This window comes from Frisingicoccus sp. (genome assembly GCA_016298055.1).
Classification (GTDB): Bacteria; Bacillota; Clostridia; order Lachnospirales; family Lachnospiraceae; genus Frisingicoccus.
Map to the genome: position 1 here is coordinate 1 of JAEDDO010000008.1, position 23,421 is coordinate 23,421.

Consider the following 23,421-nt stretch of genomic DNA (forward strand, 5'->3'; position numbering starts at 1 on the left):
AAGCAGGGTATTATTTTCCTTGTGTTTATTATTATTCTGCAGCAGATTGACGGCAATATTCTTGGACCGAAGATTTTGGGAAATTCTACGGGTCTGTCACCCTTCTGGGTTATTTTTGCCATTCTGCTCGGCGGCGGTCTTTTTGGATTTCCGGGAATGCTTTTAGGTGTTCCGGTTTTTGCGGTTATTTATTATCTGGTGAAGACATTTATTGAATATATGCTCTACAAAAAGAAGATGCCTCTGGAGACGCCTTCTTATACAGAGGCGGAAGGCTATGACACAGAAACACAGCAGCTCATTTATATCAATGCGGACGAGACAGCAAAAGAACGGCGGGAGCGATACGGAAGTTATAAAAATGTTCGTATTGAAAGGGATATAAAGAAAAACAAAAACGAAGAAAAGTCGGATAAAGATGATTTGCTTCTATAATTATACATAATATAGATACCAATGTTCTTGCGTCCGTCAAAAAGGTATGCTAATATAAATAAATATTGGGAGAATAGGCGCAATGAAAGAGATTATTATTAAAGATACGGATGATAATACACTGTATGAGAGCTGCTATGAGCGGCGTGCTCAGTATTATGAGACGGATCAGATGGGGATTATCCATCATTCGAATTATATCCGGTGGTTTGAGGAGGCCAGACTTCATTTTATGGATGAAATAGGTCTTTCTTATGCAAAAATAGAAGAGATGGGGATTCTTATCCCCGTATTATCGGTAGATTGTCAGTATAAGACAATGGTACATTATAATGATATTGTGGATATTTATACACGGATTATAAAGTTTAACGGCGTCAAAATGACGATAGCTTATCGTGTTGTTGATCATGTTACCGGTGAAATCCGTTGTACCGGAGAGACCTCACATGCTTTTTTAAACAGAGAATATCGTCTGGTTCGTCTGAAGCGGGAATACCCGGATTTATATGAGTTATTTATAAGCCATTTGGCTGTAGAATAAGGGAGGACAAAGCGTATGAAATTATACGAAAACGGCGCATATCTTTTGAATGGCACCCAGATCGTAGAAGATGCCGCTGATGTTAGGCAGATTCTTGCGGCAAAGACCGGCAAAGATGTGACAAAAGAAGAGGCAGCAAAGAATACGATTGCCTATGGTATTCTGGAAGAACATAACACTTCCGGCAATATGGAAAAGCTCAAAATCAAGTTTGACAAACTGACATCTCATGATATTACCTTTGTTGGTATTATTCAGACAGCCAGAGCATCAGGACTGGAGAAATTTCCTGTACCTTATGTGCTGACAAACTGCCACAACAGTTTATGTGCCGTTGGCGGTACGATCAATGAAGATGATCATATGTTTGGATTGTCCTGTGCGAAGAAGTACGGCGGTGTTTATGTGCCACCGCATCAGGCTGTTATTCATCAGTTTGCCAGAGAGATGCTGGCTGGAGGAGGACGTATGATCCTCGGTTCTGACAGCCATACACGCTATGGTGCATTGGGTACAATGGCTATGGGTGAAGGCGGTCCGGAACTTGTAAAACAGCTTTTAAATCAGACCTATGATATCAATATGCCGGGCGTTATCGGTGTTTATCTGAAAGGTAAACCGATCATCGGAGTAGGCCCTCAGGACGTTGCTCTTGCAATTATCGGCGCGGTATTTGATAACGGCTATGTTAAAAATAAAGTTATGGAATTTGTTGGACCTGGTGTTTCAAACTTAAGTGCAGATTTCCGTATCGGCGTGGATGTTATGACAACAGAGACAACATGTCTTTCTTCTATCTGGAGAACAGATAATGCGATTAAAGATTTCTATGCGATCCACGGTCGTCCGGAGGATTATAAAGAATTAAATCCTGGAGATGTAGCTTACTATGATGGTATGATTGAGATCGATCTTGGCGAAATTCGTCCGATGATCGCTATGCCATTCCATCCAAGTAATACATACACGATTGATGAATTGAATGCAAATCTCATGGATATTTTAGATGACTGTGAGAAACGTGCCCTTGTCAGCCTTGACGGACAGGTAGACTTTACACTGAAAGATAAAGTGCGTAACGGACGCCTTTATGTAGAGCAGGGTATTATTGCAGGATGTGCCGGCGGCGGCTTTGAAAATATCTGTGATGCAGCGGATATTCTTAAGGGTGCAAGCATTGGTCCGGATGAATTTACATTGAGCGTTTACCCGGCAAGTACACCGATTTATATGGAACTTGTTAAAAACGGTGCGGTGGCTTCTCTTATGGCTACGGGCGCGATCGTTAAGACAGCATTCTGCGGTCCATGTTTTGGTGCAGGTGATACACCGGCGAATAATGCATTCAGTATCCGTCATTCAACACGTAACTTCCCGAACCGTGAAGGTTCCAAGATCCAGAATGGACAGATTTCTTCTGTTGCGCTTATGGATGCCCGTTCGATCGCAGCGACAGCTGCAAATAAAGGCTATCTGACAGCAGCGACAGATATGGATGTCAATTACACAAAACCAAAATATTTCTTTGATTCAAGAATTTACGCAAATCGTGTATTTGACAGTCACGGTGTGGCGGATCCGGATGTTGAGATTAAACTCGGGCCAAATATTAAAGACTGGCCGGCAATGTCCGCACTGCCTCAGAATATGCTTCTTAAAGTTGTTTCAGAGATCCACGATCCGGTAACAACAACCGATGAACTTATTCCGTCCGGTGAGACATCTTCTTTCCGTTCCAATCCGTTAGGCCTTGCTGAATTTACTTTATCCAGAAAGGATCCTGCTTATGTAGGACGTGCGAAAGAAGTACAGAAAGCACAGAAAGCGATCGAAGCAAATACATGTCCTCTGGAAGTATTACCGGAGATGAAACCGGTAATGGAAGTTGTCCACACAATGTTCCCGGAAGCCGGCGAAGGCAATCTTGGTGTAGGAAGTACCATTTTTGCGGTAAAACCGGGTGACGGTTCTGCTCGTGAGCAGGCTGCTTCCTGTCAGAAAGTTCTTGGAGGATGGGCAAATATTGCGAATGAGTATGCGACAAAACGTTATCGTTCCAATCTGATCAACTGGGGTATGCTGCCATTTATTATTCCGGAAGGTGAACTTCCTTTTGCGAATGGTGATTATCTGTTTATTCCGGATATCCGTAAAGCGGTAGAAGAAAAAGCAGATGCGATCACTGTATATAAAGTTGGCGATACATTGGTGCCATTTACAGTAACGCTCGGTGAACTGACAGATGAAGAGAGAGAAATCATTCTTAAGGGCTGTCTGATCAATTACAATAGAGTATCTTAATGAAATAATTTGGGGAGTATCCTTGGATAAAAAGGATACTCCCCGTTTTTATAAATCGATCATGCGATAAATAAGTGTGGAATGTTTTGTGTAAAGTTTTTCTACATCTTCTGCTGTATATTTATGACAATAAGGCTGGGCTTTCAAGTCTTCATAGAAACGGTGGGTCTTTTGGACGATTTTTTCTGACAGGACCGAATGGAAGAGCATTGTTCCGTCCGAATACAGCAGTGAAAGGTTTTTCATAAAAAGAGTTCTCGGATTAAGATAAACGGATGTATTCATTTCTTGTTCATTATCTATGATATAAAAATGAATATTCGGATTCTTTTTTAAAACATTCAGGACGTTTAGTACGTGATCTTTACGCTGTTTTGGAGTCAGTGTGTAAGGAAGGCATCCGAAAATAATATCTCCCGTTTCTATATAATCCATCAGTGAAGATTTTTTTATAAAAAAATCGATGACCCCTTTTTCAAAAATTTCTTCCCATGTAACGCGTATGTAGTTGACCATATTGATGATGTATTCACCCTGATTATAAGCTTTTTTATAAAGAGAAGGCCAGCAGGTGTCCGGAAGCAGGAATTCAAAGCCGTGGGACAGAAAAATCTGATAATTATCTTTGACATAGAAATTTGCACGGTAATCCTTTGTGTAAAAGTCGGCAGCGGTCGTTGTTGTAATCAGAAGATTACAGCTGTTAAAGGCACTGATAATATGATAATAAAGCTCGTTGACTTTTTCTGTCTCGGTTATAATCGTGGCAGCAAGAATTTTATTATTCGGTTTCAATGCACAAATGACGGCAAGATGATTTTTGACGATCAGTGTATTCATAGAATGCATCGGTTTGTAATCATAAAAATCGAGAAAAAGATGGCCGTGCGAATCAATAAATTTATAGAGTTTTGTCAGATATGCGGTATTTTGAGTCACGGTGTCTTCGTCTAAAGCCATACGGATGTGCACATCAAATTCAGGTTCCCAATTTTCCAGAAAATTAAAAAGGTTGTCCTGCAAAAAAGAACAGATTTCCAGAGTACAGTATATGTCTAATGGTTCATTATAAGATGATAAAATCTCACTTAAATTCTGGTTGAAAAACTGTTCAATTTCCTTTTCTGATGTTATAGCGTGCGATGCATCATTAAGAAGATTGACACTGGTTGGATTTTTTACCTTGATTGATGTTTTGTAAGCATTTTTTAGAAGATCATAGATGATGGAACTTAAATTTTCTGTTGAAACCTGAACTGAGAAGATATCCGAAAAATCTTCCAGATCTCCATGTTCAGAAATTTCACAAGAAAAAAAATCTGCCAGTATGCTGTTAATCTCGCTTGAAGCACGAATCGTAGGCAGTGTTTCTTTGTTGCACCATCTGCTGATGTAGGATACATCATAACCGATGGCTTCAGATACAGATGTGAGCTTTACCCCAGAAAAGCCGATAAGATTTTTTAATAAATTTCCATAGATACTCATGTTAAATTCCCCCCAAAACAAACAACCCCATTATAAAAATTATAGGTAACATAATTCTCCTTTGTCAAGGTTCGACAGGTTGCCAAATAAGGGAGTAAAATTGAACAAAATTGAAAAAAAATGTAAATGAAAAGCCACAGGATTTCATTGTAATTCTGATTATATACGGGTATTATGGTTATTGTGAAGCGCTAGGGATTCATGTTTAAGATGTGAATACCAGATAAACCCACGGGATATATGTTTGATGACATAATATCCTCTCCTTAAAAGCGGCTGCCGCACAATCAAAAGATTGTGCGGCAGTTTTTTATATAATACCTTTGCTTTTGGCGTGACGATTTTCAATGGATTTAACGATCGGTACAAGGAAGGCGGCAACGATACCACCTGAGAATCCGTTGTTATAAAGATTCATACCGCCGTAAACGATACCGATATTCTTAACAACAGCAGCATGAAGGAAACCGGCAATGATTCCGACGAAAAAACCAAACTGTCCGGCGATCGGTGCGATCGTTGTGCCGAACATTAATGCAAGGACAGCGGCCGGGTCATTGATGGACCAGGTTTTTGATACGCTGGCCAGGGTAATTCCGAGCATGATCGGTGTAATATTACGTATCGTTTTTCCTGTAGCGGAAAAGCCGACAACTGTAAAAATACCACCGATGCTGGCACCGTTTAGATCAGCACCGATAATAAGCAGGTATAAGGTACAGAAAATACCATTGACACCCATGTTGATCAGTGTTGCTCCGTAACCTTCACAGGCAGTGAAGTCGGTGCCGCTGATGCCGGGATATTTTAAAATATTCAGATATTTTCTCCAGGCATTACGTTCGATAAGTGAACCTATAATAATCAGAATAGCAAAAAACGGAATAAGTATTTCTGTGAACATGAGATTGTAGCCTGTAGCCCACAAAAGACGTTTTTCAACTTCAATACCAAAAGATTTATAAACAGAAATGATGACTGTTGCAATGATACCGGCAGCAAACCCTCCATTGTACAGAGAAAATCCTTTGTGTGTATTAATAAGGTGCGCGCACAGCGGCGGCATGATGGCTCCGATAAGTATGCCGACCAAAACACTCAGACACAATCTCGCAGGCAATGCCAGATGAACAAGCTGAACCGTATGGGTAATGATCGGGGATAAGCTGGTTCCGTAAAAGCCGATATAAAGGTAATTGGAAAGGGATACTCTTTGATATCTGGCATAAATTGCAACACCGAGAATAATACTCCATATGTTGACAAGGTTCTTTCCGAAAAGGGAGAAACCAAGCATCAGAGAGAGTGCGGCGATGGCACTTCCATCGATATTCATGTTTAATATGTACATCAGGATGATACACATGATGGTGATCAGACTTGCGTTGACCAGAGCTGCTCCCACACCACCGACAGCTACATAATCTGTGATCAGAAAGTCAGGTTCTGTAAAAATTGAGATGAGACCTTTGATCATCTCAGGAAATGGCTGAACGATCAGACCAAGAAACAGGAAGTACCCCGGTGCCAGAGTCAATAACAGATATTGAATGTGACGCGGTAAGGCTTTTTGTTTTTTAAAGGTCTGATGCGTAGTAAAACGGATACTATTTGTAAAACGCATATATTATTCCCTCCGGTTGTATAGTTGCGAAAAAACGCTCAGCCTATATTGTAAGGCAGAGCGTTTTTGTTTGTCAATATTTTGATGTGCTTTATTTATCTTTTTCGTTGGCAGCAAGCATCATCGCACGAACTTTTAATGGAAGTCCGAAGAGGGTGATAAAGCCGGATGCATCGTGGTGATCATAAAGTTCACCTGTTGTGAAGGATGCAAGTGACTCGCTGTAAAGGGAATATGGAGATGTTGTTCCGGCTTTAATGATATTTCCTTTGTAAAGTTTGAATTTAACTTCACCTGTTACATATTTCTGTGTGGATTCTACGAATGCCTGAACAGCCTCACGCAGTGGTGTGAACCATTTTCCTTCATAAACGATCTGAGCCATCTTGTTGCCCATATCTTTTTTAACTTCCATTGTAGCACGGTCAAGAACGAGTTCTTCCAACTGATCATGTGCTTCCATGAGAATCGTTCCGCCCGGTGTTTCATAGACACCTCTGGATTTCATACCAACAACACGGTTTTCAACGATATCAACAATACCGATACCATGTTTTCCGCCGAGACGATTTAATTCTGTAATGATCTCGGATACTTTCATAGCTTTTCCGTTGATGGATTTCGGAACACCGGCTTCAAATGTCATTGTAACATATTCGGCTTCATCCGGAGCTTTTTCAGGTGTTACACCGAGAACGAGAAGATCATCGTAGTTTGGTTCATTTGCCGGGTCTTCCAGTTCAAGACCTTCATGGCTGATGTGCCATAAGTTACGGTCACGGCTGTAGCTGTGTTTCGCGTCAAATGGAAGATCGATACCATGCTGTTTGCAGTATTCGATCTCATCTTCACGGGACTGCATTGTCCAGATATCTGTCATACGCCATGGAGCAATGATCTTTAAGTCCGGAGCAAGTGCTTTGATACCAAGTTCAAAACGGATCTGGTCATTACCTTTACCTGTTGCACCGTGGCAGATTGCGGAAGCACCTTCCTTACGTGCAATTTCTACAAGGCGTTTTGCGATGACAGGACGAGCCATGGATGTACCGAGAAGGTATTTGTTCTCGTAAACTGCTCCAGCCTGTACGCATGGAACAATATACTCATCACAAAATTCGTCAATAATATTTTCTATGTATAATTTGGAAGCGCCGGATAATTTTGCGCGTTCTTCGAGTCCGTCTAATTCTTCACCCTGACCGCAGTCGATGCAGCAGCAGATAACTTCATAATCAAAATTTTCTTTCAGCCATGGAATGATTGCTGTTGTATCCAGACCTCCGGAATATGCTAAAATAACTTTTTCTTTCATAATTTAAAACCTCCTGATTTTTTACGACCTTTACCTAATATACAACACTTCTATACAAAAAGCAATAACTTTTTTTAAAAAACATGTATTTTTATGAATAAAATAATAAAAATATACACTATAAATGCATAATATGCATAAAATATAAATATTTATTAAAAATATGTCTTTACATGCAGGGTAAATTGTATTATTATAGGAAAAGACATTTCTAAAGAGAGGGAGAGAATGATGATTAAAGCAGGTATTATTGGTTCGACGGGATATGCCGGACAGGAACTGGTGCGTTTATTGCTCGGCCATAAAGATGTTGAGATTGTCTGGTATGGTTCCAGAAGTTATATAGATAAGAAGTATTATGACGTATTCCGAAACATGTTTCAGATCGTTGAGAATGTTTGTCAGGATGATAATATGGATGAACTGGCAGAAGCAGTTGATGTGATCTTCACAGCGACACCTCAGGGCATGTGTGCTTCGATTGTGAGCGAGGATGTGCTTAAAAAAGTTAAGATTATTGATCTGAGTGCAGATTTTCGTATTAAAGACGTATCTGTATATGAGAAGTGGTATGGAATTAAGCATGCCTCACCGGAATTTATTCCGGAAGCGGTGTACGGTCTGTGTGAGATCAACAGAGAAGATATTAAAAAGGCCCGTCTGATCGCTAATCCGGGATGTTATACAACCTGTTCGATCCTGACAGCCTATCCGTTGGTGAAGGAAGGACTGATCGATCCCCATTCGATTATTATTGATGCGAAATCCGGCACATCCGGTGCGGGCCGTGGTGCAAAAGTTGACAATCTCTACTGTGAAGTCAATGAGAATATTAAAGCCTACGGTGTGACATCCCACCGTCATACTCCGGAGATTGAAGAACAGCTCGGATATGCGGCAGGAGAAGAAATTCTTCTGAATTTTACACCGCATCTCGTACCGATGAACCGAGGTATCCTTGTGACAGCTTACGCGACTCTTAAAGAAGGCGTTACAGAGGAAGAGATCCGTGCAGCTTATAATAAGTATTATGCAGATGAAAAGTTTGTACGTGTGCTTGAACCGGGCGTATGTCCGGAAACACGCTGGGTAGAGGGCAGCAATTATACAGATATCAACTTTAAAGTGGATCCGAGAACACATCGGGTTGTTATGATGGGTGCGCTTGATAATCTTGTGAAAGGTGCAGCAGGACAGGCTGTACAGAATATGAATCTTATTTTTGGACTGAATGAGGACGAAGGACTGAATCTGGTTCCGATGTTCCCGTGATAAAGATTGAGAGGTTTATGATGAATATTATTGAAGGCGGAGTAACCGCAGCAAAAGGATTTGAAGCAGCAGCAACAGCAGCAGAGATTAAATATAAAGGCCGTACCGATATGGCGCTGATTTACAGTGAGAAACCGTGTGTGGCTGCAGGAACATTTACAACAAATGTTGTAAAGGCAGCTCCGGTTAAGTGGGATCAGGATATTGTCAAAAATCATCCATACGCACAGGCGGTCGTTATCAATTCAGGTATTGCCAATGCATGTACCGGTGTGGAAGGATTTGGCTATTGCAAAGAGACAGCAAGCGGTGCCGCAAAGGTTCTTGGTATTTCCGAAGACAGTGTGCTTGTGGCATCGACAGGTGTCATCGGCATGCAGCTCCCAATAGACAGAATTAAAGCAGGATCTGCAAAACTTGCAGAGATTAAGAAGGGAACGATAGAAGCCGGACATGAGGCAGCCCGGGCGATCATGACGACAGACACGATTCCGAAGGAGATCGCAGTTGAATTTACGATCGGCGGCAAAAAGGTGACTATGGGAGGAATGTGCAAAGGTTCCGGAATGATCCATCCGAATATGTGCACGATGCTCGGCTTTATCACAACGGATGCGGCAATATCGAAAGAACTGCTTCAGGAAGCACTGAGCGAGGATATTAAAGATACGTACAATATGGTCTCTGTTGACGGAGATACGTCTACAAATGATACCGTTCTTCTTCTCGCCAACGGTATGGCTGAGAATCCGGAGATTACAGAAAAGGGCGAAGATTTTGAAACATTTAAAAAGGCTTTGAATATCGTCAATACCTATCTCTGCAAAAAAATTGCCGGAGACGGAGAAGGTGCCACAGCCCTTTTTGAAGTAAAGATCGTCGGTGCAAAGACAAAAGAAGATGCAGTGACACTCAGTAAGTCGGTTGTCACTTCCAGTCTGACAAAAGCAGCTATTTACGGACATGATGCCAACTGGGGACGTATTTTGTGTGCCATGGGATATTCGGGTGTACAGTTTGATCCGGAGATTGTGGATCTGTATTTTGAGAGCAAGGCCGGAAAGATCAAAATTATGGAAAACGGCGTTTCCACCGGTTACAGCGAAGAAGAAGCGACAAAGATTCTTTCTGAGCCGGAAGTGACCGCAATCGCCGATGTGAAGATGGGTGAGGCAACAGCGACAGCGTGGGGCTGTGACCTGACATATGACTATGTAAAGATCAATGCGGATTACCGCAGTTAAGGAGAGTATCGATATGAATGCAGATATGAATAAATATCTTGAAAAGGCGGAGGTTCTCATTGAAGCACTTCCATATATCCAGCGTTTTAACCGCCGGATCATTGTTGTAAAATACGGCGGCAGCGCTATGGTGGATGAGACGTTGAAAAAACGTGTTATTCAGGATGTTACGTTGTTAAAGCTGGTAGGATTTAAGCCGATCATCGTTCATGGCGGCGGAAAGGAAATCAGCCGCTGGGTAAATAAAGTAGGTATGGAACCGAAATTTATTAACGGTCTCCGTGTGACTGATGAAGACACAATGGAAATTGTGGAGATGGTATTGAATAAAGTAAATAAAAGTCTCGTTCAGCTCGTTCAGGAGCTGGGGGTCAAAGCTGTCGGTGTCAGCGGAAAAGACGGCGGTATGCTGACTGTCGAGAAAAAATATTCGGATGGCAAAGATATCGGATTTGTCGGAGAAATTACAGATGTAAATCCAAAAGTACTTTTTGATCTGCTTGAAAAGGATTTTCTTCCTATTGTATGTCCGATTGGAATGGATAAAGATTTCAAGACTTATAATATTAATGCAGATGATGCGGCATGTGCCATTGCAAAAGCGGTTAATGCGGAGAAACTGGCATTTTTGACAGATATTGAGGGTGTATATAAGGATCCGAGTGATCCTTCCACACTGATTTCAGAATTGGCGATCGATGAAGCTCATCAGCTGATTGAAGACGGATTTATCGGAGGCGGCATGCTTCCTAAATTAAACAACTGTATTGATGCCATTGACAATGGCGTTTCACGGGTTCATATTATGGACGGACGTATTCCGCATTGTCTGTTATTGGAGATCTTTACAAATCGCGGTATCGGTACAGCTATTCTTAGCAAAGAGGAAGGACGGTATTACAATGGTGAATGATGAATTTAAAGCCTATGCGGAAGAGGCGATCATCCATACATATAATCGTTTCCCTGTTGCATTTGATCATGGAGAAGGCGTATACCTCTATGACACAGAGGGGAAAAAGTATCTGGATTTCGGAGCCGGCATTGCTGTAAATGCTCTCGGATATCATGTGGAAGCCTATAATGATGCCCTGAAGGCCCAGATTGATAAATTAATGCATATTTCAAATCTTTATTATACGGAACCTATGGCAGATGCAGCTCATAAGCTCGTAAAAGCCAGCGGTCTGGAAAGAGTCTTTTTTACAAACAGCGGTACAGAAGCCATTGAAGGTGCGATTAAAGTTGCCAGAAAATATGCATTTAAAAAAGACGGATGTACGGATCATGAGATTATTGCTATGGAACATTCTTTCCACGGACGGAGTCTGGGTGCCCTGTCCGTAACAGGTAATTTCCATTACAGAGAAGCTTTTCAGCCGGGCATTGGCAATATTGTCTTCGCAAATTATAATGATCTGGAAGATGTAAAGTCAAAGATCAATGAAAAGACCTGTGCGATCATTTTTGAGACCGTTCAGGGTGAAGGCGGTATTTATCCGGCACAGAAAGAATTTATTCAGGAAATACGCCGTATATGCGACGAGAAGGATATTCTTTTAATTCTTGATGAAGTCCAGTGCGGTATGGGAAGAACAGGTAAGATGTTTGCCTACCAGCATTATGGCATTCTTCCGGATGTGATGACATCCGCAAAAGCATTAGGATGCGGTGTGCCTGTAGGTGCCTTTGTTGTGGGCAAAAAGGCAGAGGAAGCTTTAGAACCGGGGGATCACGGTTCAACTTACGGAGGAAATCCTTTTGTTACAGCTGCGGTCAGCAAAGTATTTGACCTGTTTGAAAGCGAGAATATTCTCAACAACGTGAATGAAGTTGCGCCATATCTTGATCAGAAACTTCAGGAACTGGTGGATAAATACGATGTTGTGAAGGAGACAAGGGGACTTGGTCTGATGCGGGGACTGGAATTTAATGTGCCTGTCGGAGGTTATGTATCGAAAGCTCTGGAAAAAGGACTTGTTCTTATTTCTGCCGGTACAAATATTATTCGTTTTGTTCCGCCTCTTGTTATTACAAAAGATCACGTGGATGAGATGATTGAAATTTTAGAGGATGTATTAAAAGGCTGATCTTTTAGTTTATCGGGCTGTTTTGCTGTGAATGGGCAAAACAGCCTTTTTCTTTGTATAAATCCGGGATAGAGGAGATATACTATGAAAAAAGATGAGTGAGGTAACATAGATTATGTGGGGATGGATCATTGCGTTGATTTCCGGTGCGCTGATGAGTATTCAGGGCGTGCTTAATACGGGACTTACAAAACAGACCAGTCTGTGGGTAGCCAACAGCTGGGTACAGGGGACAGCTTTTATTGTGTGTCTTGGTGCCTGGTTTCTTCGAGACAGAAAATCCTTTACAGGACTGTTTCAGATTGATTCTAAATATATGCTTTTGGGAGGTGTGATCGGTGCCTTTATCACACTGACAGTCATCATGAGCATGAGTCAGCTGGGACCTGCAAAATCTGCATTGATCATTGTTGTGTCTCAGCTGGCAGTGGCTTATCTGATTGAACTTTTCGGTCTTTTTGGCATGGAAAAGGTTGACTTTCAATGGTCGAAATGTATCGGGATGCTTATTGCCGTTGCAGGTATCATTATTTTCAAGTGGAAATCTTAAAAACAGGGCGAGTCAAATGATGTAAAAATATGTTATTAAAAAAATTGTAAAAAATTCAAAAACATATTGTAATAACTTTAAGTTTTCGATAGAATGGATATGTATGATTTTATTGGCATCACTGTTCGAAAGGAAGGATAGGATGTCAGGAAAACAAAATTTCAGGATGCTGTGTTTTTGCATGGTCATATTCGGCCTCACCGCATGTGCCTCTAAAGAAGTGGTATTTGAGACCGGTGAAGGTTCAGAAACTGTGCAGACCGGCGAGATGTTACAGGAAGAAGATACGAAGGCTTTAATTTATGTTTATGTTTGCGGTCGGGTAAAGAATCCGGGCGTGTATGTTCTGTCAGAGGGCGATCGCCTTTTTCAGGCAGTGGAGATGGCAGGGGGCCTTCTGCCGGACAGCGATGTGACAAAGATCAATATGGCACAGAAGCTGGAGGACGGGCAGAAGATCTACATTCCATCACCGGAAGAAGCTGAGACTATGACAGAGACGGCAGGAGCAGAGGTACCACAGGGAGCTGTGAACATTAACAGTGCAACGAGGGAGATGTTGATGACGCTGCCCGGCATAGGTGAGTCAAAGGCAGATGCCATAGTAGCATACAGGCAGAGTCACGGCCCTTTCGGCAGCCTGGAAGCATTGATGGATGTTCCCGGGATTAAAGAGGGCGTTTATGAAAAAATTAAAGACCGGATTTCGATAAATTGAGGTGAGAATGATGGCGAAAAAGGTACTTGTAGTAGATGATGAAAAGCTGATTGTAAAAGGAATAAGATATAGTCTTGAACAGGACGGCATGTCTGTTGAAGTGGCTTATGACGGACGTCAGGCTCTGGAGATGGCTCAGGCGAATGTTTATGATGTGATTTTGCTTGATGTTATGCTTCCTGAGTTAAACGGGTTTGAAGTTTGTCAGATGATTCGGGAATTTTCAGACGTACCGATCATTATGCTGACGGCCAAGGGTGATGATATGGATAAGATTCTTGGTCTCGAATATGGCGCAGATGATTATATTACAAAACCTTTTAATATTTTAGAGGTAAAGGCGCGAATTAAGGCGATCATGCGCCGGACAAGAGCAAAACAGGTTGAGGTTGTCAATCCTCGTATGATTACATCCGGAGAGATGCGCATTGACCTTGACAGCCGCAGAGTATTCATTGGAGAAAAAGAAGTAAATCTGACGGCAAAGGAATTTGATCTGCTTGAGCTTTTGATTACCAATCCAAATAAAGTATACAAGAGGGAAAACTTACTGAATCTTGTCTGGGGATATGACTACCCGGGCGATGTCCGCACGGTAGATGTTCATGTACGTCGTCTGCGTGAAAAAGTGGAAGTCAATCCAAGTGAGCCGCGTTATATACATACAAAATGGGGTGTTGGTTATTTCTTCCAGAACTAAGAAAAAAAACAATTTTTTATATAGTATGCGTTTATGGTTGGTAGTTGCTCTGATCGGAGTGACTATCAGCCCTTTATTTATTATGCGTCTGGTGGCACTGGATAATATTGAAGCTCAGCTTCGTACGCGGCGAATGAATGAGCTTTCGAATTATGCGCTTATTCTTTCCAACCAGATTATCCGCACGAGTTATTTTAAAGGTGATAACAGAGAGCCCGTTCATGCGGATATGAGCCAGAGTGCTTCTCTGTATAACGGACGCATTCTGATCATTGATAAAAATTATACGATTGTCAAAGACACCTATGGGACGCTGGATGGTATGACGTCGATTTCTCAGGAGACAATTGAGGCGATGGGCGGAAACAGTATCCGCAATTATAATAAAGATGACGGTATGCTTGAGATGGCTGTTCCGATTGCTACAGAAGACAAATCCGACGTGCTCGGTGTGATCCTGTTCTATGCATCCACTTCGGATATTATAAAGACCTGTGACTCCATCGGCCGTTCTTATAATGGCATTACGACAGCACTGGTCGGCTTGTGTATATTGTTATCTGTTGTTATAGCCAATATTTTTACAAAACCGTTAAAGCGTGTAGCGAATTCAATTGACCGGATGGCGGAAGGCCATTTTGACGAGGAGATTCATCTCAGAGGATTTTCAGAGATCAAGACTATATCCGATTCTTTTAATATGATGCTTGGAAAGATGCAGAAGGTGGAGGATTCACGACAGGAATTTGTTTCGAATGTATCCCATGAGCTGAAAACTCCGATCACATCCATTAAAGTGCTGGCGGATTCGCTCAATATGCAGGAAGATGTTCCGAATGAAGTCTATAAAGAATTCATGCAGGATATTGTCGTGGAAATTGACAGGGAGAATCAGATTATCAATGATTTGCTTGCACTCGTAAAGATGGATAAGTCGGCAGCGGACTTAAATGTTTCGATGGTCAATGTCAACGATATGCTTGAGATGATTTTAAAACGGCTCAAACCGATTGCTGCGAAGCGGAATATTGAACTTGTATTTGAAAGCTTTCGTTCGGTTTCCGCAGAGTGTGATGAAGTGAAGATGACGCTTGCCTTTACAAATCTTGTGGAAAACGGTATTAAATATAATGTGGCCGGCGGATGGGTCAAGGTGTCTCTTGACGCAGATCATAAATACTTTTATGTGAAGGTGGCAGATTCGGGAATCGGAATACCAAAAGAATATCAGGATCAGATCTTTGAACGTTTTTATCGTGTGGACAAGGCACGGTCACGGGAGACAGGCGGTACGGGACTTGGACTTGCCATCACCAGAAATGTTATTTTAATGCATAATGGGGCTATAAAAGTTCTGAGTGAGGAAGATAAGGGCTCAACCTTTGTTGTGCGTATTCCAATGAAACATATGGCTGAGGCAGGAGGGATAAAAAGTGAGAAGAATTAAGTTTTCGATCCTTTTGCTTGTCTGTGTTTGTGTTGTTGCAGGTTCGGCTACAGGCTGCAGCACAGGTGTCAGGATATTGTCCTTTCTGAAAAATGAAGATTCGGCGGAAGTAACGATGACAGAAGCATCCAGAGGTATATACCAGATGAATCTGGCGGAGACAAAATTGTCAAAGACTTCCTATGAGTTTACGGCTTCAGATCCGAATGATCTGATTGGTCAGTGTATCGAAGGATTGGCACAGCAGCCGTCGGACAAAGCCTACAAGAGTGTGATTGCAGGCGATGTCAAGGTTGTGGATTATACCTATGACGGTGTGAACCATGTGGCTGTTATTTATTTTGATCCATCCTATAAGAAAATGACGGCATCAAGAGAAATACTGACACGGGCGGCAATTGTAAAGACTCTGACCCAGTTCAGTGATGAGATACAATATGTCTCGTTTGTTATCGGTGAAGAGTCACTGACGGCATCCGACGGAAGCCTGCTTTTGATGCGGGGGCGGGATTTTGTGGATAATATCAGCGGCAATATGGAGTATGTCCGGGAAGATTATGTGACCATGTATTTTGTCGGTGAAGACGGAACAAAGCTGCAGGCAGAAGATGTGATCGTAAAGTATCTGAGCAAGATTAATCTTGAGACAGCCGTTGTCAACAGCCTGATTTCCGGACCGATCACAAAAGGACTGAGACCGTCTTTATCTGCGGATATAACGGTGAATAAAGTCAGCGTTAAAGAAGGTATCTGTTATGTGGATCTGGATGATAAATTTTTTGAACGGATCAATGGTCAGAGTTTTTCGCTGAATGTGTATTCGATCGTCAATACGCTGACCCATATACCCGGAATTACCCGGGTCCAGTTTTTGATCGACGGAGAGATTTTTGAAGGTTCTGTGGAGAATATGCGAATTGACGGATTGTTTGAAAGAGATATGTCGATGGTGTATGTGCCTGAAAAAAATAATGGAGACGCAAAGGATCCGGCTTTAAACAATGATATCGAAAAGGAACTTATAAAAAATAAAAATTCATCAAAAGCTTCTGAAGAAGTTACAACAGAAACAGTAAAAAAAGAAACAGAGACAGGAGAATAAATAATGAGAAGACCACTGGCAGGCATGGGTATCGCCTTGGTGGCCGGAGTGATTGCTGCTGCATTCGGAAGGTATGGATTATTATGTCTTCCCGCAGTATGGATCATTGGAATAATGATCGTTCTATGGACAGACAGTTCTTTTACATATGTATTAGGACTGTCTGTCTTTTTTGTTGTCGGATTTTGTCGTATGATGGCTCAGGAAAGGGAACCTTGTGAATTGGTCGGAGAAATTCAGGGAACCGTATATAAAGTACAGGAAAAGGAACAGAGCGTCTTTGTCTATGTGAGAGATAAAGACGGCAGAGCTGTATTGGTGATCGTAAAGAAGGAAGGGGATGAAAATAGTCAATACTTTAAGGGACAGGCATATTTTGTGAGCGGGGAGGCAGAGGCTTTTTCAGAAGCTTCAAATCCGGGTCAGTTTGATGAGAAAACTTATTATGAATCTCAGGGAGTGGTTTATAAAATATGGTCAAAGGAGATGATCCTTGAAAGTGAGGGTGGATTTTTAACAAGGCATTTGCGGTGGCTGGAAAAGTTGAAAATATCCATCGCGGATTTTTATGAAGCCCATATGAGCGAAGAAGGTCAGGGTGTCATAAAAGCGGCCGTATTGGGGGACAGATCCGGATTTCAGGAAGACCTTAAGGAATATTATCAGAAAAACGGGTGGATGCATCTGGTCGTCACCTCCGGGCTCCATTTGTCCTTTGTGGCCATGGAAATTTACCGGCGTCTGCGTAAAGCAACCGTGACTGTCGGCATATCGACCCTTCTTGCTGTCGGGGCTATGCTGGCTTACGGATATATGACCGATTTTGGGGACTCGATGATCCGGGCGATGGGCGTGATGCTTCTCGGGCTTATCGGAAAAATGCTGGGAAGACGGACGGATGGGGTGACGAGTCTTGTTCTGACAGCGGCTATAATGCTTTTGTGGCATCCGAAACGTCTGTTTTCGGTCGGTTTTCAGCTTTCCTTTGGCGCGGCTTTTGGTATGGAATTTGGTCAATGGATGAAAAAAAGTTGCCTGCAAAATAAAAAAAGAGGATGGGCGGGACCGATTTTTGTTCAGGCAGGCATCTTTATTGTGACGCTCCCGGTCATACTCTGGACCATGTATGAGATTCCGGTTTTGGGATTTTTCTATAATTTTTTCATGATTCCGTTGATTTCATTTATCGTGCCTTTAAGTTTTACGGCGGGAATTTTTGGGACCCTCTTAGGAAAACCGGGAGCTTTTGTGGGAACAATTTGTTTGAAAGCAGTGGATGGACTGCTGTGGATTGTTCATAAATTGCCTTCAAAAGCGATTGTCTGTGGAAAACCGGAGCTGTGGCAGATGATCATTTTTATTGCGATTTTTGTATGTGGGAGTTTTCTCGTCGGGAAAAGAAGGAAAACAGGTCAGGCTCTCCTTGTTTTCGGATGTTTATTTCTCCTGCTTTTAAGGTTTCCAAAGGATCAGATTATTTTTATGGATGTGGGGCAGGGAGACGGTATTTGTATTTTAACAGAGAAGGGACAGGCGGTGCTTGTTGACGGAGGCAGTTCAGATGTAAAAAATGTTTATAAATATCGTATTGAGCCGGTTTTAAAGTATTACGGTGTTGAAAAAATCCAAGCCTGGTTTTTGTCTCATGGAGATAAGGATCATGTGTCAGGGATTGAGGAGGCTCTTGAAAAAAACAGGAAGATCGGAACGATACTGCTTCCGGACGTGAATGGGGATGAAACGCTTGACAAGATACGATTAGAGGCACAGGAAAGGAAGATCAATGTAAAGGAAATGCATCCCGGTGACAAGGTGAGTGCTGGAAATTTTGAAATGATCTGCCTCTATCCGGATGCACTGGAGATGACAGGCAATAAAAACGATCATTCTCTTGTATTATATGTAAGCCGGAAGAAGAAAAAACAGGTATTTACCATGCTTCTCACCGGGGATATTGAAGAAAAGGGAGAAGATTGTCTGGTAGAATCAGGTGCCTTGCCTGAGGTGGATGTTTTAAAGGCCGCCCATCATGGTTCATCGACCGGTACGGGTGAAGCCTTTTTGGAAAAAATACAGCCGGAATGGACGGTCATATCCTGCGGAAAAGATAATCCTTACGGACATCCGCATAAAGAAGTGATTGAACGGTTGAAGGCGATAGACTGTCCGTGGGTATCGACTGAAAAATACGGAGCCATTATGGTAAGGTTTAGAAGGGACGGATACAGTCTCAGTGGATACAAAAAGAAAGATTGAAATGCAGGATGTTTAATTATATAATGAAGGGGTAATTCAAAAAAGGAGAGAGAAGTTTGAAGATACTTAGTCAGCATATGAAGTCCGGTCAGTTTAAATCTGTTTATCTGATTTATGGCGAAGAGGATTATTTGAGAAAACAATATAAAGATCGAATGAGAGAAGCCCTGATCGGTGATGATACGATGAATTACAATTATTATGAAGGCAAAGGGATTTCTGTAAAAGAGCTTATCGATGTGGGTGAAACCCTTCCTTTTTTTAACGAAAGACGCTTGATTCTTGTCGAGAACAGCGGATTTTTTTCATCCTCCCAGGAAGAACTGGCCGGATATTTAAAGGAGAAGCCTGAGACGACTTGTTTTTTGTTTGTTGAGAAAGATGTGGACAAGCGGAATAAACTGTTTAAAACCGTATCTTCTCTGGGGTATGCGGCGAATATGACCGCACCGGATGAGCGTACGCTCATACGTTGGATTAGCGGAATTCTAAAAAAAGAACAGAGGTTTATGCGGGAGGATGCGATGCGGCATTTTCTTGAACGTATTGATACGGATATGGAGAATATACGAAGAGAACTGGATAAACTTGTTGTTTATACAGATGGAGCTCAGGAGATCACCGTCGGTGATATTGACGAAGTGTGTACTGTCTACACAGAAAGTCAGGTATTTGATATGGTCCGTTCTGTTGCCGAAAAGCAGCAGTCAAAAGCACTTGAGCTGTATTATGATCTGATCGCCCAGAAGGAAGCACCGATGCGTATACTTTATTGGATCACAAGACAGTTTAATCAGTTATATCAGATAAAAGATCTGCAGAGCAAAGGTTATCCGGATCATGTCATTGCGGAGCGCATGGGTGTCCGTGATTTTGTTGTGCGTAAAAATAAAACCCTGTGCCAGAGATTTTCCCTTGAAGAACTCAGAAAAAGCATTCAGATATGCGTAGAGCGGGAAGAAGATGTGAAAACAGGGCGTTTAAATGACCGCATGGCGGTGGAACTTTTGATCATACAATTTTCTGCCTAAAGAAGACCATCCATGTATTGACAGAAGATGTTGGCAAGTTCGGTATCATTTTCATTCATATCATTGTCGTACCATCGGATGAGAAGGCGAAAGAGAGCACCGGAAAATAAATAGGCCGGATAGATACGTCTTCGGTCAAGGGAAGGAAAGTGGGGGCAGGAGAGGATAAACTCATCAAGACCATTTTGAAGCTGGCTGTCCATACCTGCCTGATGGAGCAGCATGAAATGGTCTTTTTCTTCGCGGGCAACATGAAAAAAACGTGACATGACCCGCCTTGAAGGTGTGTGTAACGGAAGCGGGTTGATTTCTTCGGAAAAATGTGTCATCAGTGACTCCAGACTTTCAGTAAGGATATCTTCTTTGCTGTCATAGTTCCGATAATAAGAAATACGGGATACACCGGCCAGAGCAGTGATTTCGGAGACAGAGATATCGGAATAATTTTTTTTCTGCATGAGTTCGGTCAGTGCGCGGACAATATTTCTTTTGACACGCAAGTTTGCTTCTTTTCGTTTATCCATAAATTTTCTCCTTTGTTTACAATAAAAAAGAACTGAGATATGAGGGTGCAGATCTCAGTTCTTTATCATTCTGTTTGTTGAAATCAACGTATCCTTAAGCCATTTTGTTTACAGCAAGGTTCATACGGCTGATTTTTCTGGAAGCAGTATTTTTATGGTAGATTCCTTTAGATGCTGCTTTATCTATAGCGCTGGTAGCTTTTAATAATTCTGCTTTAGCCAGCTCTTTGTCATTCGCTGCGATAGCTGCGTCTACTTTTTTGATAGCAGTTTTAACAGCGGATTTTGTCATCTTATTTCTTAAAGCCTTTGTCTGATTTACAAGGATTCTTTTCTTTGCGGATTTGATATTAGCCAATCTGGGCACCTCCCTATGTTTTGAATATTTTTATGCGTATATTCATTAAAGCCGGACACGGACGTTCTAATGTAAACATACCCCTATATAATAAGAGAATAATGTCAAATTGTCAATACATAATATAAAAAGTTTTGGAAAAAATAAAAGAAAATGAGAAGGCGGAGGAGAGTATGAACAGTTCAGTGCGTTCGGATCTGGCTATTGAGAGTGCAGAGATGTTTAATAAGACGGAAAAACTTCGAGGGGTAAGAATATATGAGGAAGAGGGAAAAACTTCGGGGATTCATATTACCCGGGTGATCGTGGAAAATGCGGAGGGTGCAGAAAAACTTGGCAAAGATATCGGTGAGTATATTACACTTGAGGTTCCTATGCTGGATCAGACGGATGTCAGCTATCACAGAGAAATTACGGGTGAGGTGGCTCGACAGCTGAAAAAGCTCATACCGGACATCAAAAATAAAAAAATTCTTGTGGCCGGAATCGGAAACAGAGAAATGTCTCCGGATGCACTGGGGCCGATGGTGGCAGAACATCTTTTTATCACACGGCATCTCATCAGAGAATACGGAAAAACGTCGGATATTACAAGAGGGATGGGATGTGTCAGTGCCCTGTCTCCGGGAGTTATGGCTCAGACAGGTATAGAGACAAGAGAAATCCTTTTAGGAACTGTGAATATGACAAAACCGGATGTGCTGATCGCCATTGATGCTCTGGCAGCCCGCAGTGCGCATCGTCTGAATAAAACCATACAGATCACGAATACAGGCATCGCCCCCGGTTCAGGCATTGGAAACCGGAGATTTGGCATCAACGAGGAAAGTATGGGCATACCGGTGATTGCTATAGGGATCCCTACGGTTATCGATGCGGCGACCATTGTCAATGATACGGTAGGAAATCTTCTGGAAGTATTGAATCAGACAAAAACCGGTCTTTCGGAAAAAATTCAGGAGAGTGTCGGTTATTTTGACGATCAGGAGCGCTATCAGCTTATGCGGGAGTTGATGGCTCCCGAGATGATGCATATGTTTGTAACGCCAAAAAATATTGATGAGATTATCGTACAGATGAGTTATACCCTGTCTGAGTCGATCAATCAAATCTGTCATTCCCTGTCATAGCTTTTTATTGGAATCATATAATAATGATAATGGCACCACTGAAAAATGTATAAAGTGAGGCGGGGAATGAGATTCGGCAAAAAGCTTTTTTATATAAGTGAAATCATCATACTTTTCATTTTTTTATGGATGACCGGATTTTTGACGGGAAAGAATCTGTTTTTGAACAGTGTGAATCCTGTTGTATATGGAAAAAAGGGCATAATTTCAGTTTCAGGGTGGCTAAACCGTATTTCCGACGGTATGGTCGGCGGGCTTGTCCCCCTGTGGCTGGTTGAAAAAGAAAAAACGGCATTACTAAATCCGGACATTTGTGAGATCTATCCCTCGGACAGTGTTCTGGATGCAATTTATGCGGAAAATCATCCGGAAGCAGCGTCCATGGACGATGATTCAGTGAAGGATGTGATCGGACCTGTATACGACGGACAGGGGATCGTGTATACCGCTGATATGCTGCAGGATTATAATTATTTTGTCAGTCAGTTTTATGCGGTAGACAGTACAACTTATGCCGATGGGCTTTTGGATGCAGAAACTTTTTTTGATATGGATCTGACGATCGATCTGAACGGAGAGGAACCAAAGGTATTGATTTATCATACCCATTCCCAGGAAGCCTTTGCGGACAGCCGCAGCGGAAGGTGGGAGGATACGGTTGTCGGACTGGGAGAAACATTAAAAGATAATCTACAGGAGCGCTACGGAATTTCGACCATTCACCTGACCGATACTTTTGATATCATTGACGGTGTCATTGACAGGAGCAGTGCCTATACTTATGCGGAGGAACGGGTGAGGGAGGTTCTGGAAGAATATCCTTCAATTAAGGTGATTATTGATCTTCACAGAGATGGTGTGTCGGATGAGACCCGTCTTGTGACAAATATAAATGGAAAGGATACAGCCCAGCTCATGTTTTTGAATGGCCTTTGCAGAACTGTTTCGAGCGGTCCGATCGATTATCTTCAAAATGAATATTTGACGGAGAATCTGGCATTCAGTTTTAAACTTCAGTTAAAAGCGGCCGAATATTACCCGGATTTAATGCGTCGTATTTATCTGAGATCCTATCAGTATAACTTACATATCCGGCCAAGAAGTCTTCTGGTAGAATGCGGTGCCCAGACAAATACAGTAGAAGAAGTTCAGAATGCCATGCCCCTTCTGGCGGATATGCTCTATCTTGTATTATCGGGAAAGTAAAGCTTTATCTGCGGTATTTGTATTTGTGGAAGAAATAGGCTATACTGGAGAGAGAACTTAAGAAAATTGAAAGAAAAACATAGATG

General features: G+C 42.0%; 21 protein-coding genes. 16 read left to right on the plus strand and 5 right to left on the minus strand.

The annotated features are described in order from the left end of the window. The 3 genes from QZZ35_RS01565 to QZZ35_RS01575 form a co-directional block, all read left to right on the plus strand. Positions 1-435: AI-2E family transporter (locus QZZ35_RS01565; protein WP_291235851.1), on the plus strand; the 435-nt coding region annotated here is incomplete at its 5' end. Between the two features lie 82 nt (positions 436-517). Next, positions 518-979: an acyl-CoA thioesterase gene (locus tag QZZ35_RS01570; protein WP_291235852.1), complete on the plus strand. Its 462-nt coding sequence runs from the start codon at positions 518-520 to the stop codon at positions 977-979. Between the two features lie 15 nt (positions 980-994). After that, positions 995-3,280, plus strand: a complete 2,286-nt coding sequence (locus QZZ35_RS01575) for a hydratase (protein WP_291235853.1) — start codon at positions 995-997, stop codon at positions 3,278-3,280. A gap of 48 nt (positions 3,281-3,328) precedes the next feature. Here QZZ35_RS01575 and QZZ35_RS01580 read toward each other — a convergent pair whose 3' ends face one another. From QZZ35_RS01580 to QZZ35_RS01590, 3 genes are all read right to left on the minus strand, one after another. Next, positions 3,329-4,768: a helix-turn-helix domain-containing protein gene (locus tag QZZ35_RS01580; protein ID WP_291235854.1), complete on the minus strand. Its 1,440-nt coding sequence runs from the start codon at positions 4,766-4,768 to the stop codon at positions 3,329-3,331. A gap of 310 nt (positions 4,769-5,078) precedes the next feature. Next, entirely contained in the window at positions 5,079-6,392 is a 1,314-nt protein-coding gene (locus QZZ35_RS01585) for a DUF1576 domain-containing protein (protein WP_291235855.1), read from the minus strand. Between the two features lie 91 nt (positions 6,393-6,483). Beyond that, a complete protein-coding gene (locus QZZ35_RS01590) occupies positions 6,484-7,707 on the minus strand; it encodes an argininosuccinate synthase (RefSeq protein WP_330635426.1) in 1,224 nt (407 codons plus the stop codon). A gap of 231 nt (positions 7,708-7,938) precedes the next feature. Between QZZ35_RS01590 and argC the strand changes: the two genes are divergently transcribed. The 11 genes from argC (at position 7,939) to holA (ending at position 20,117) form a co-directional block, all read left to right on the plus strand. After that, the gene (gene argC, locus QZZ35_RS01595) at positions 7,939-8,979 is read left to right on the plus strand and encodes an N-acetyl-gamma-glutamyl-phosphate reductase (protein ID WP_291235874.1); all 1,041 of its coding nucleotides are present in this window, start codon (positions 7,939-7,941) and stop codon (positions 8,977-8,979) included. Positions 8,980-8,999: 20 nt separating this feature from the next. Further along, complete coding sequence (argJ, locus tag QZZ35_RS01600; RefSeq protein WP_291235856.1) at positions 9,000-10,223, plus strand: bifunctional ornithine acetyltransferase/N-acetylglutamate synthase; 1,224 nt, start codon at positions 9,000-9,002, stop codon at positions 10,221-10,223. A 13-nt stretch (positions 10,224-10,236) separates the two neighbouring features. Then, positions 10,237-11,136, plus strand: a complete 900-nt coding sequence (gene argB, locus QZZ35_RS01605; RefSeq protein ID WP_291235857.1) for an acetylglutamate kinase — start codon at positions 10,237-10,239, stop codon at positions 11,134-11,136. Further along, positions 11,126-12,313 (plus strand): aspartate aminotransferase family protein, encoded by a 1,188-nt coding sequence (locus QZZ35_RS01610; protein ID WP_291235858.1) that lies wholly within the window; start codon positions 11,126-11,128, stop codon positions 12,311-12,313. Before argB ends, QZZ35_RS01610 begins: the two co-directional genes overlap by 11 nt. Before the next feature lie 115 nt (positions 12,314-12,428). Further along, positions 12,429-12,863, plus strand: coding sequence for a DMT family transporter (locus tag QZZ35_RS01615; protein WP_291235859.1), 435 nt, complete (start codon positions 12,429-12,431; stop codon positions 12,861-12,863). Between the two features lie 142 nt (positions 12,864-13,005). Continuing rightward, on the plus strand, positions 13,006-13,581 hold the full coding sequence (locus QZZ35_RS01620) for a ComEA family DNA-binding protein (RefSeq protein ID WP_291235860.1): 576 nt from the start codon (positions 13,006-13,008) through the stop codon (positions 13,579-13,581). 10 nt (positions 13,582-13,591) lie between these two features. After that, complete coding sequence (locus QZZ35_RS01625) at positions 13,592-14,281, plus strand: response regulator transcription factor (protein ID WP_291234177.1); 690 nt, start codon at positions 13,592-13,594, stop codon at positions 14,279-14,281. A 25-nt stretch (positions 14,282-14,306) separates the two neighbouring features. Further along, on the plus strand, positions 14,307-15,728 hold the full coding sequence (locus QZZ35_RS01630) for a sensor histidine kinase (RefSeq protein WP_291235861.1): 1,422 nt from the start codon (positions 14,307-14,309) through the stop codon (positions 15,726-15,728). Continuing rightward, positions 15,715-16,830 carry a GerMN domain-containing protein gene (locus QZZ35_RS01635; RefSeq protein WP_291235862.1) on the plus strand — a complete coding sequence of 372 codons (1,116 nt, stop codon included), beginning with the start codon at positions 15,715-15,717 and terminating at the stop codon, positions 16,828-16,830. The genes QZZ35_RS01630 and QZZ35_RS01635 overlap by 14 nt, the downstream gene beginning before the upstream one ends. A gap of 3 nt (positions 16,831-16,833) precedes the next feature. Beyond that, a complete protein-coding gene (locus tag QZZ35_RS01640; protein WP_291235863.1) occupies positions 16,834-19,086 on the plus strand; it encodes a DNA internalization-related competence protein ComEC/Rec2 in 2,253 nt (750 codons plus the stop codon). Positions 19,087-19,142: 56 nt separating this feature from the next. Then, entirely contained in the window at positions 19,143-20,117 is a 975-nt protein-coding gene (gene holA, locus QZZ35_RS01645; protein WP_291235864.1) for a DNA polymerase III subunit delta, read from the plus strand. On the opposite strand, the gene QZZ35_RS01650 is transcribed toward holA, so the two are convergent. Together QZZ35_RS01650 and rpsT are read right to left on the minus strand one after the other, a co-directional pair. Beyond that, positions 20,114-20,641: a TetR/AcrR family transcriptional regulator gene (locus QZZ35_RS01650; protein WP_291235865.1), complete on the minus strand. Its 528-nt coding sequence runs from the start codon at positions 20,639-20,641 to the stop codon at positions 20,114-20,116. The two genes, holA and QZZ35_RS01650, sit on opposite strands and share 4 nt — an antisense overlap. 94 nt (positions 20,642-20,735) lie before the next feature. After that, positions 20,736-20,999 (minus strand): 30S ribosomal protein S20, encoded by a 264-nt coding sequence (rpsT, locus tag QZZ35_RS01655; RefSeq protein ID WP_291234472.1) that lies wholly within the window; start codon positions 20,997-20,999, stop codon positions 20,736-20,738. Between the two features lie 173 nt (positions 21,000-21,172). Here rpsT and gpr point away from each other — a divergent pair, with 173 nt between their 5' ends. Beyond that, a complete protein-coding gene (gpr, locus tag QZZ35_RS01660; RefSeq protein ID WP_291235866.1) occupies positions 21,173-22,129 on the plus strand; it encodes a GPR endopeptidase in 957 nt (318 codons plus the stop codon). Between the two features lie 66 nt (positions 22,130-22,195). Beyond that, the gene (gene spoIIP / locus QZZ35_RS01665) at positions 22,196-23,335 is read left to right on the plus strand and encodes a stage II sporulation protein P (RefSeq protein ID WP_291235867.1); all 1,140 of its coding nucleotides are present in this window, start codon (positions 22,196-22,198) and stop codon (positions 23,333-23,335) included. Positions 23,336-23,421 lie beyond the last annotated feature (86 nt).

Bases quoted from the DNA above. Each gene is read 5' to 3' on its own strand.
- QZZ35_RS01570 (WP_291235852.1), top strand. From the start codon at position 518: ATGAAAGAGATTATTATTAAAGATACGGATGATAATACACTGTATGAG.
- QZZ35_RS01575 (WP_291235853.1), top strand. From the start codon at position 995: ATGAAATTATACGAAAACGGCGCATATCTTTTGAATGGCACCCAGATC.
- QZZ35_RS01580 (WP_291235854.1), bottom strand. From the start codon at position 4,768: ATGAGTATCTATGGAAATTTATTAAAAAATCTTATCGGCTTTTCTGGG.
- QZZ35_RS01585 (WP_291235855.1), bottom strand. From the start codon at position 6,392: ATGCGTTTTACAAATAGTATCCGTTTTACTACGCATCAGACCTTTAAA.
- QZZ35_RS01590 (WP_330635426.1), bottom strand. From the start codon at position 7,707: ATGAAAGAAAAAGTTATTTTAGCATATTCCGGAGGTCTGGATACAACA.
- argC (WP_291235874.1), top strand. From the start codon at position 7,939: ATGATTAAAGCAGGTATTATTGGTTCGACGGGATATGCCGGACAGGAA.
- argJ (WP_291235856.1), top strand. From the start codon at position 9,000: ATGAATATTATTGAAGGCGGAGTAACCGCAGCAAAAGGATTTGAAGCA.
- argB (WP_291235857.1), top strand. From the start codon at position 10,237: ATGAATGCAGATATGAATAAATATCTTGAAAAGGCGGAGGTTCTCATT.
- QZZ35_RS01610 (WP_291235858.1), top strand. From the start codon at position 11,126: ATGGTGAATGATGAATTTAAAGCCTATGCGGAAGAGGCGATCATCCAT.
- QZZ35_RS01615 (WP_291235859.1), top strand. From the start codon at position 12,429: ATGTGGGGATGGATCATTGCGTTGATTTCCGGTGCGCTGATGAGTATT.
- QZZ35_RS01620 (WP_291235860.1), top strand. From the start codon at position 13,006: ATGTCAGGAAAACAAAATTTCAGGATGCTGTGTTTTTGCATGGTCATA.
- QZZ35_RS01625 (WP_291234177.1), top strand. From the start codon at position 13,592: ATGGCGAAAAAGGTACTTGTAGTAGATGATGAAAAGCTGATTGTAAAA.
- QZZ35_RS01630 (WP_291235861.1), top strand. From the start codon at position 14,307: ATGCGTTTATGGTTGGTAGTTGCTCTGATCGGAGTGACTATCAGCCCT.
- QZZ35_RS01640 (WP_291235863.1), top strand. From the start codon at position 16,834: ATGAGAAGACCACTGGCAGGCATGGGTATCGCCTTGGTGGCCGGAGTG.
- QZZ35_RS01650 (WP_291235865.1), bottom strand. From the start codon at position 20,641: ATGGATAAACGAAAAGAAGCAAACTTGCGTGTCAAAAGAAATATTGTC.
- gpr (WP_291235866.1), top strand. From the start codon at position 21,173: ATGAACAGTTCAGTGCGTTCGGATCTGGCTATTGAGAGTGCAGAGATG.
- spoIIP (WP_291235867.1), top strand. From the start codon at position 22,196: ATGAGATTCGGCAAAAAGCTTTTTTATATAAGTGAAATCATCATACTT.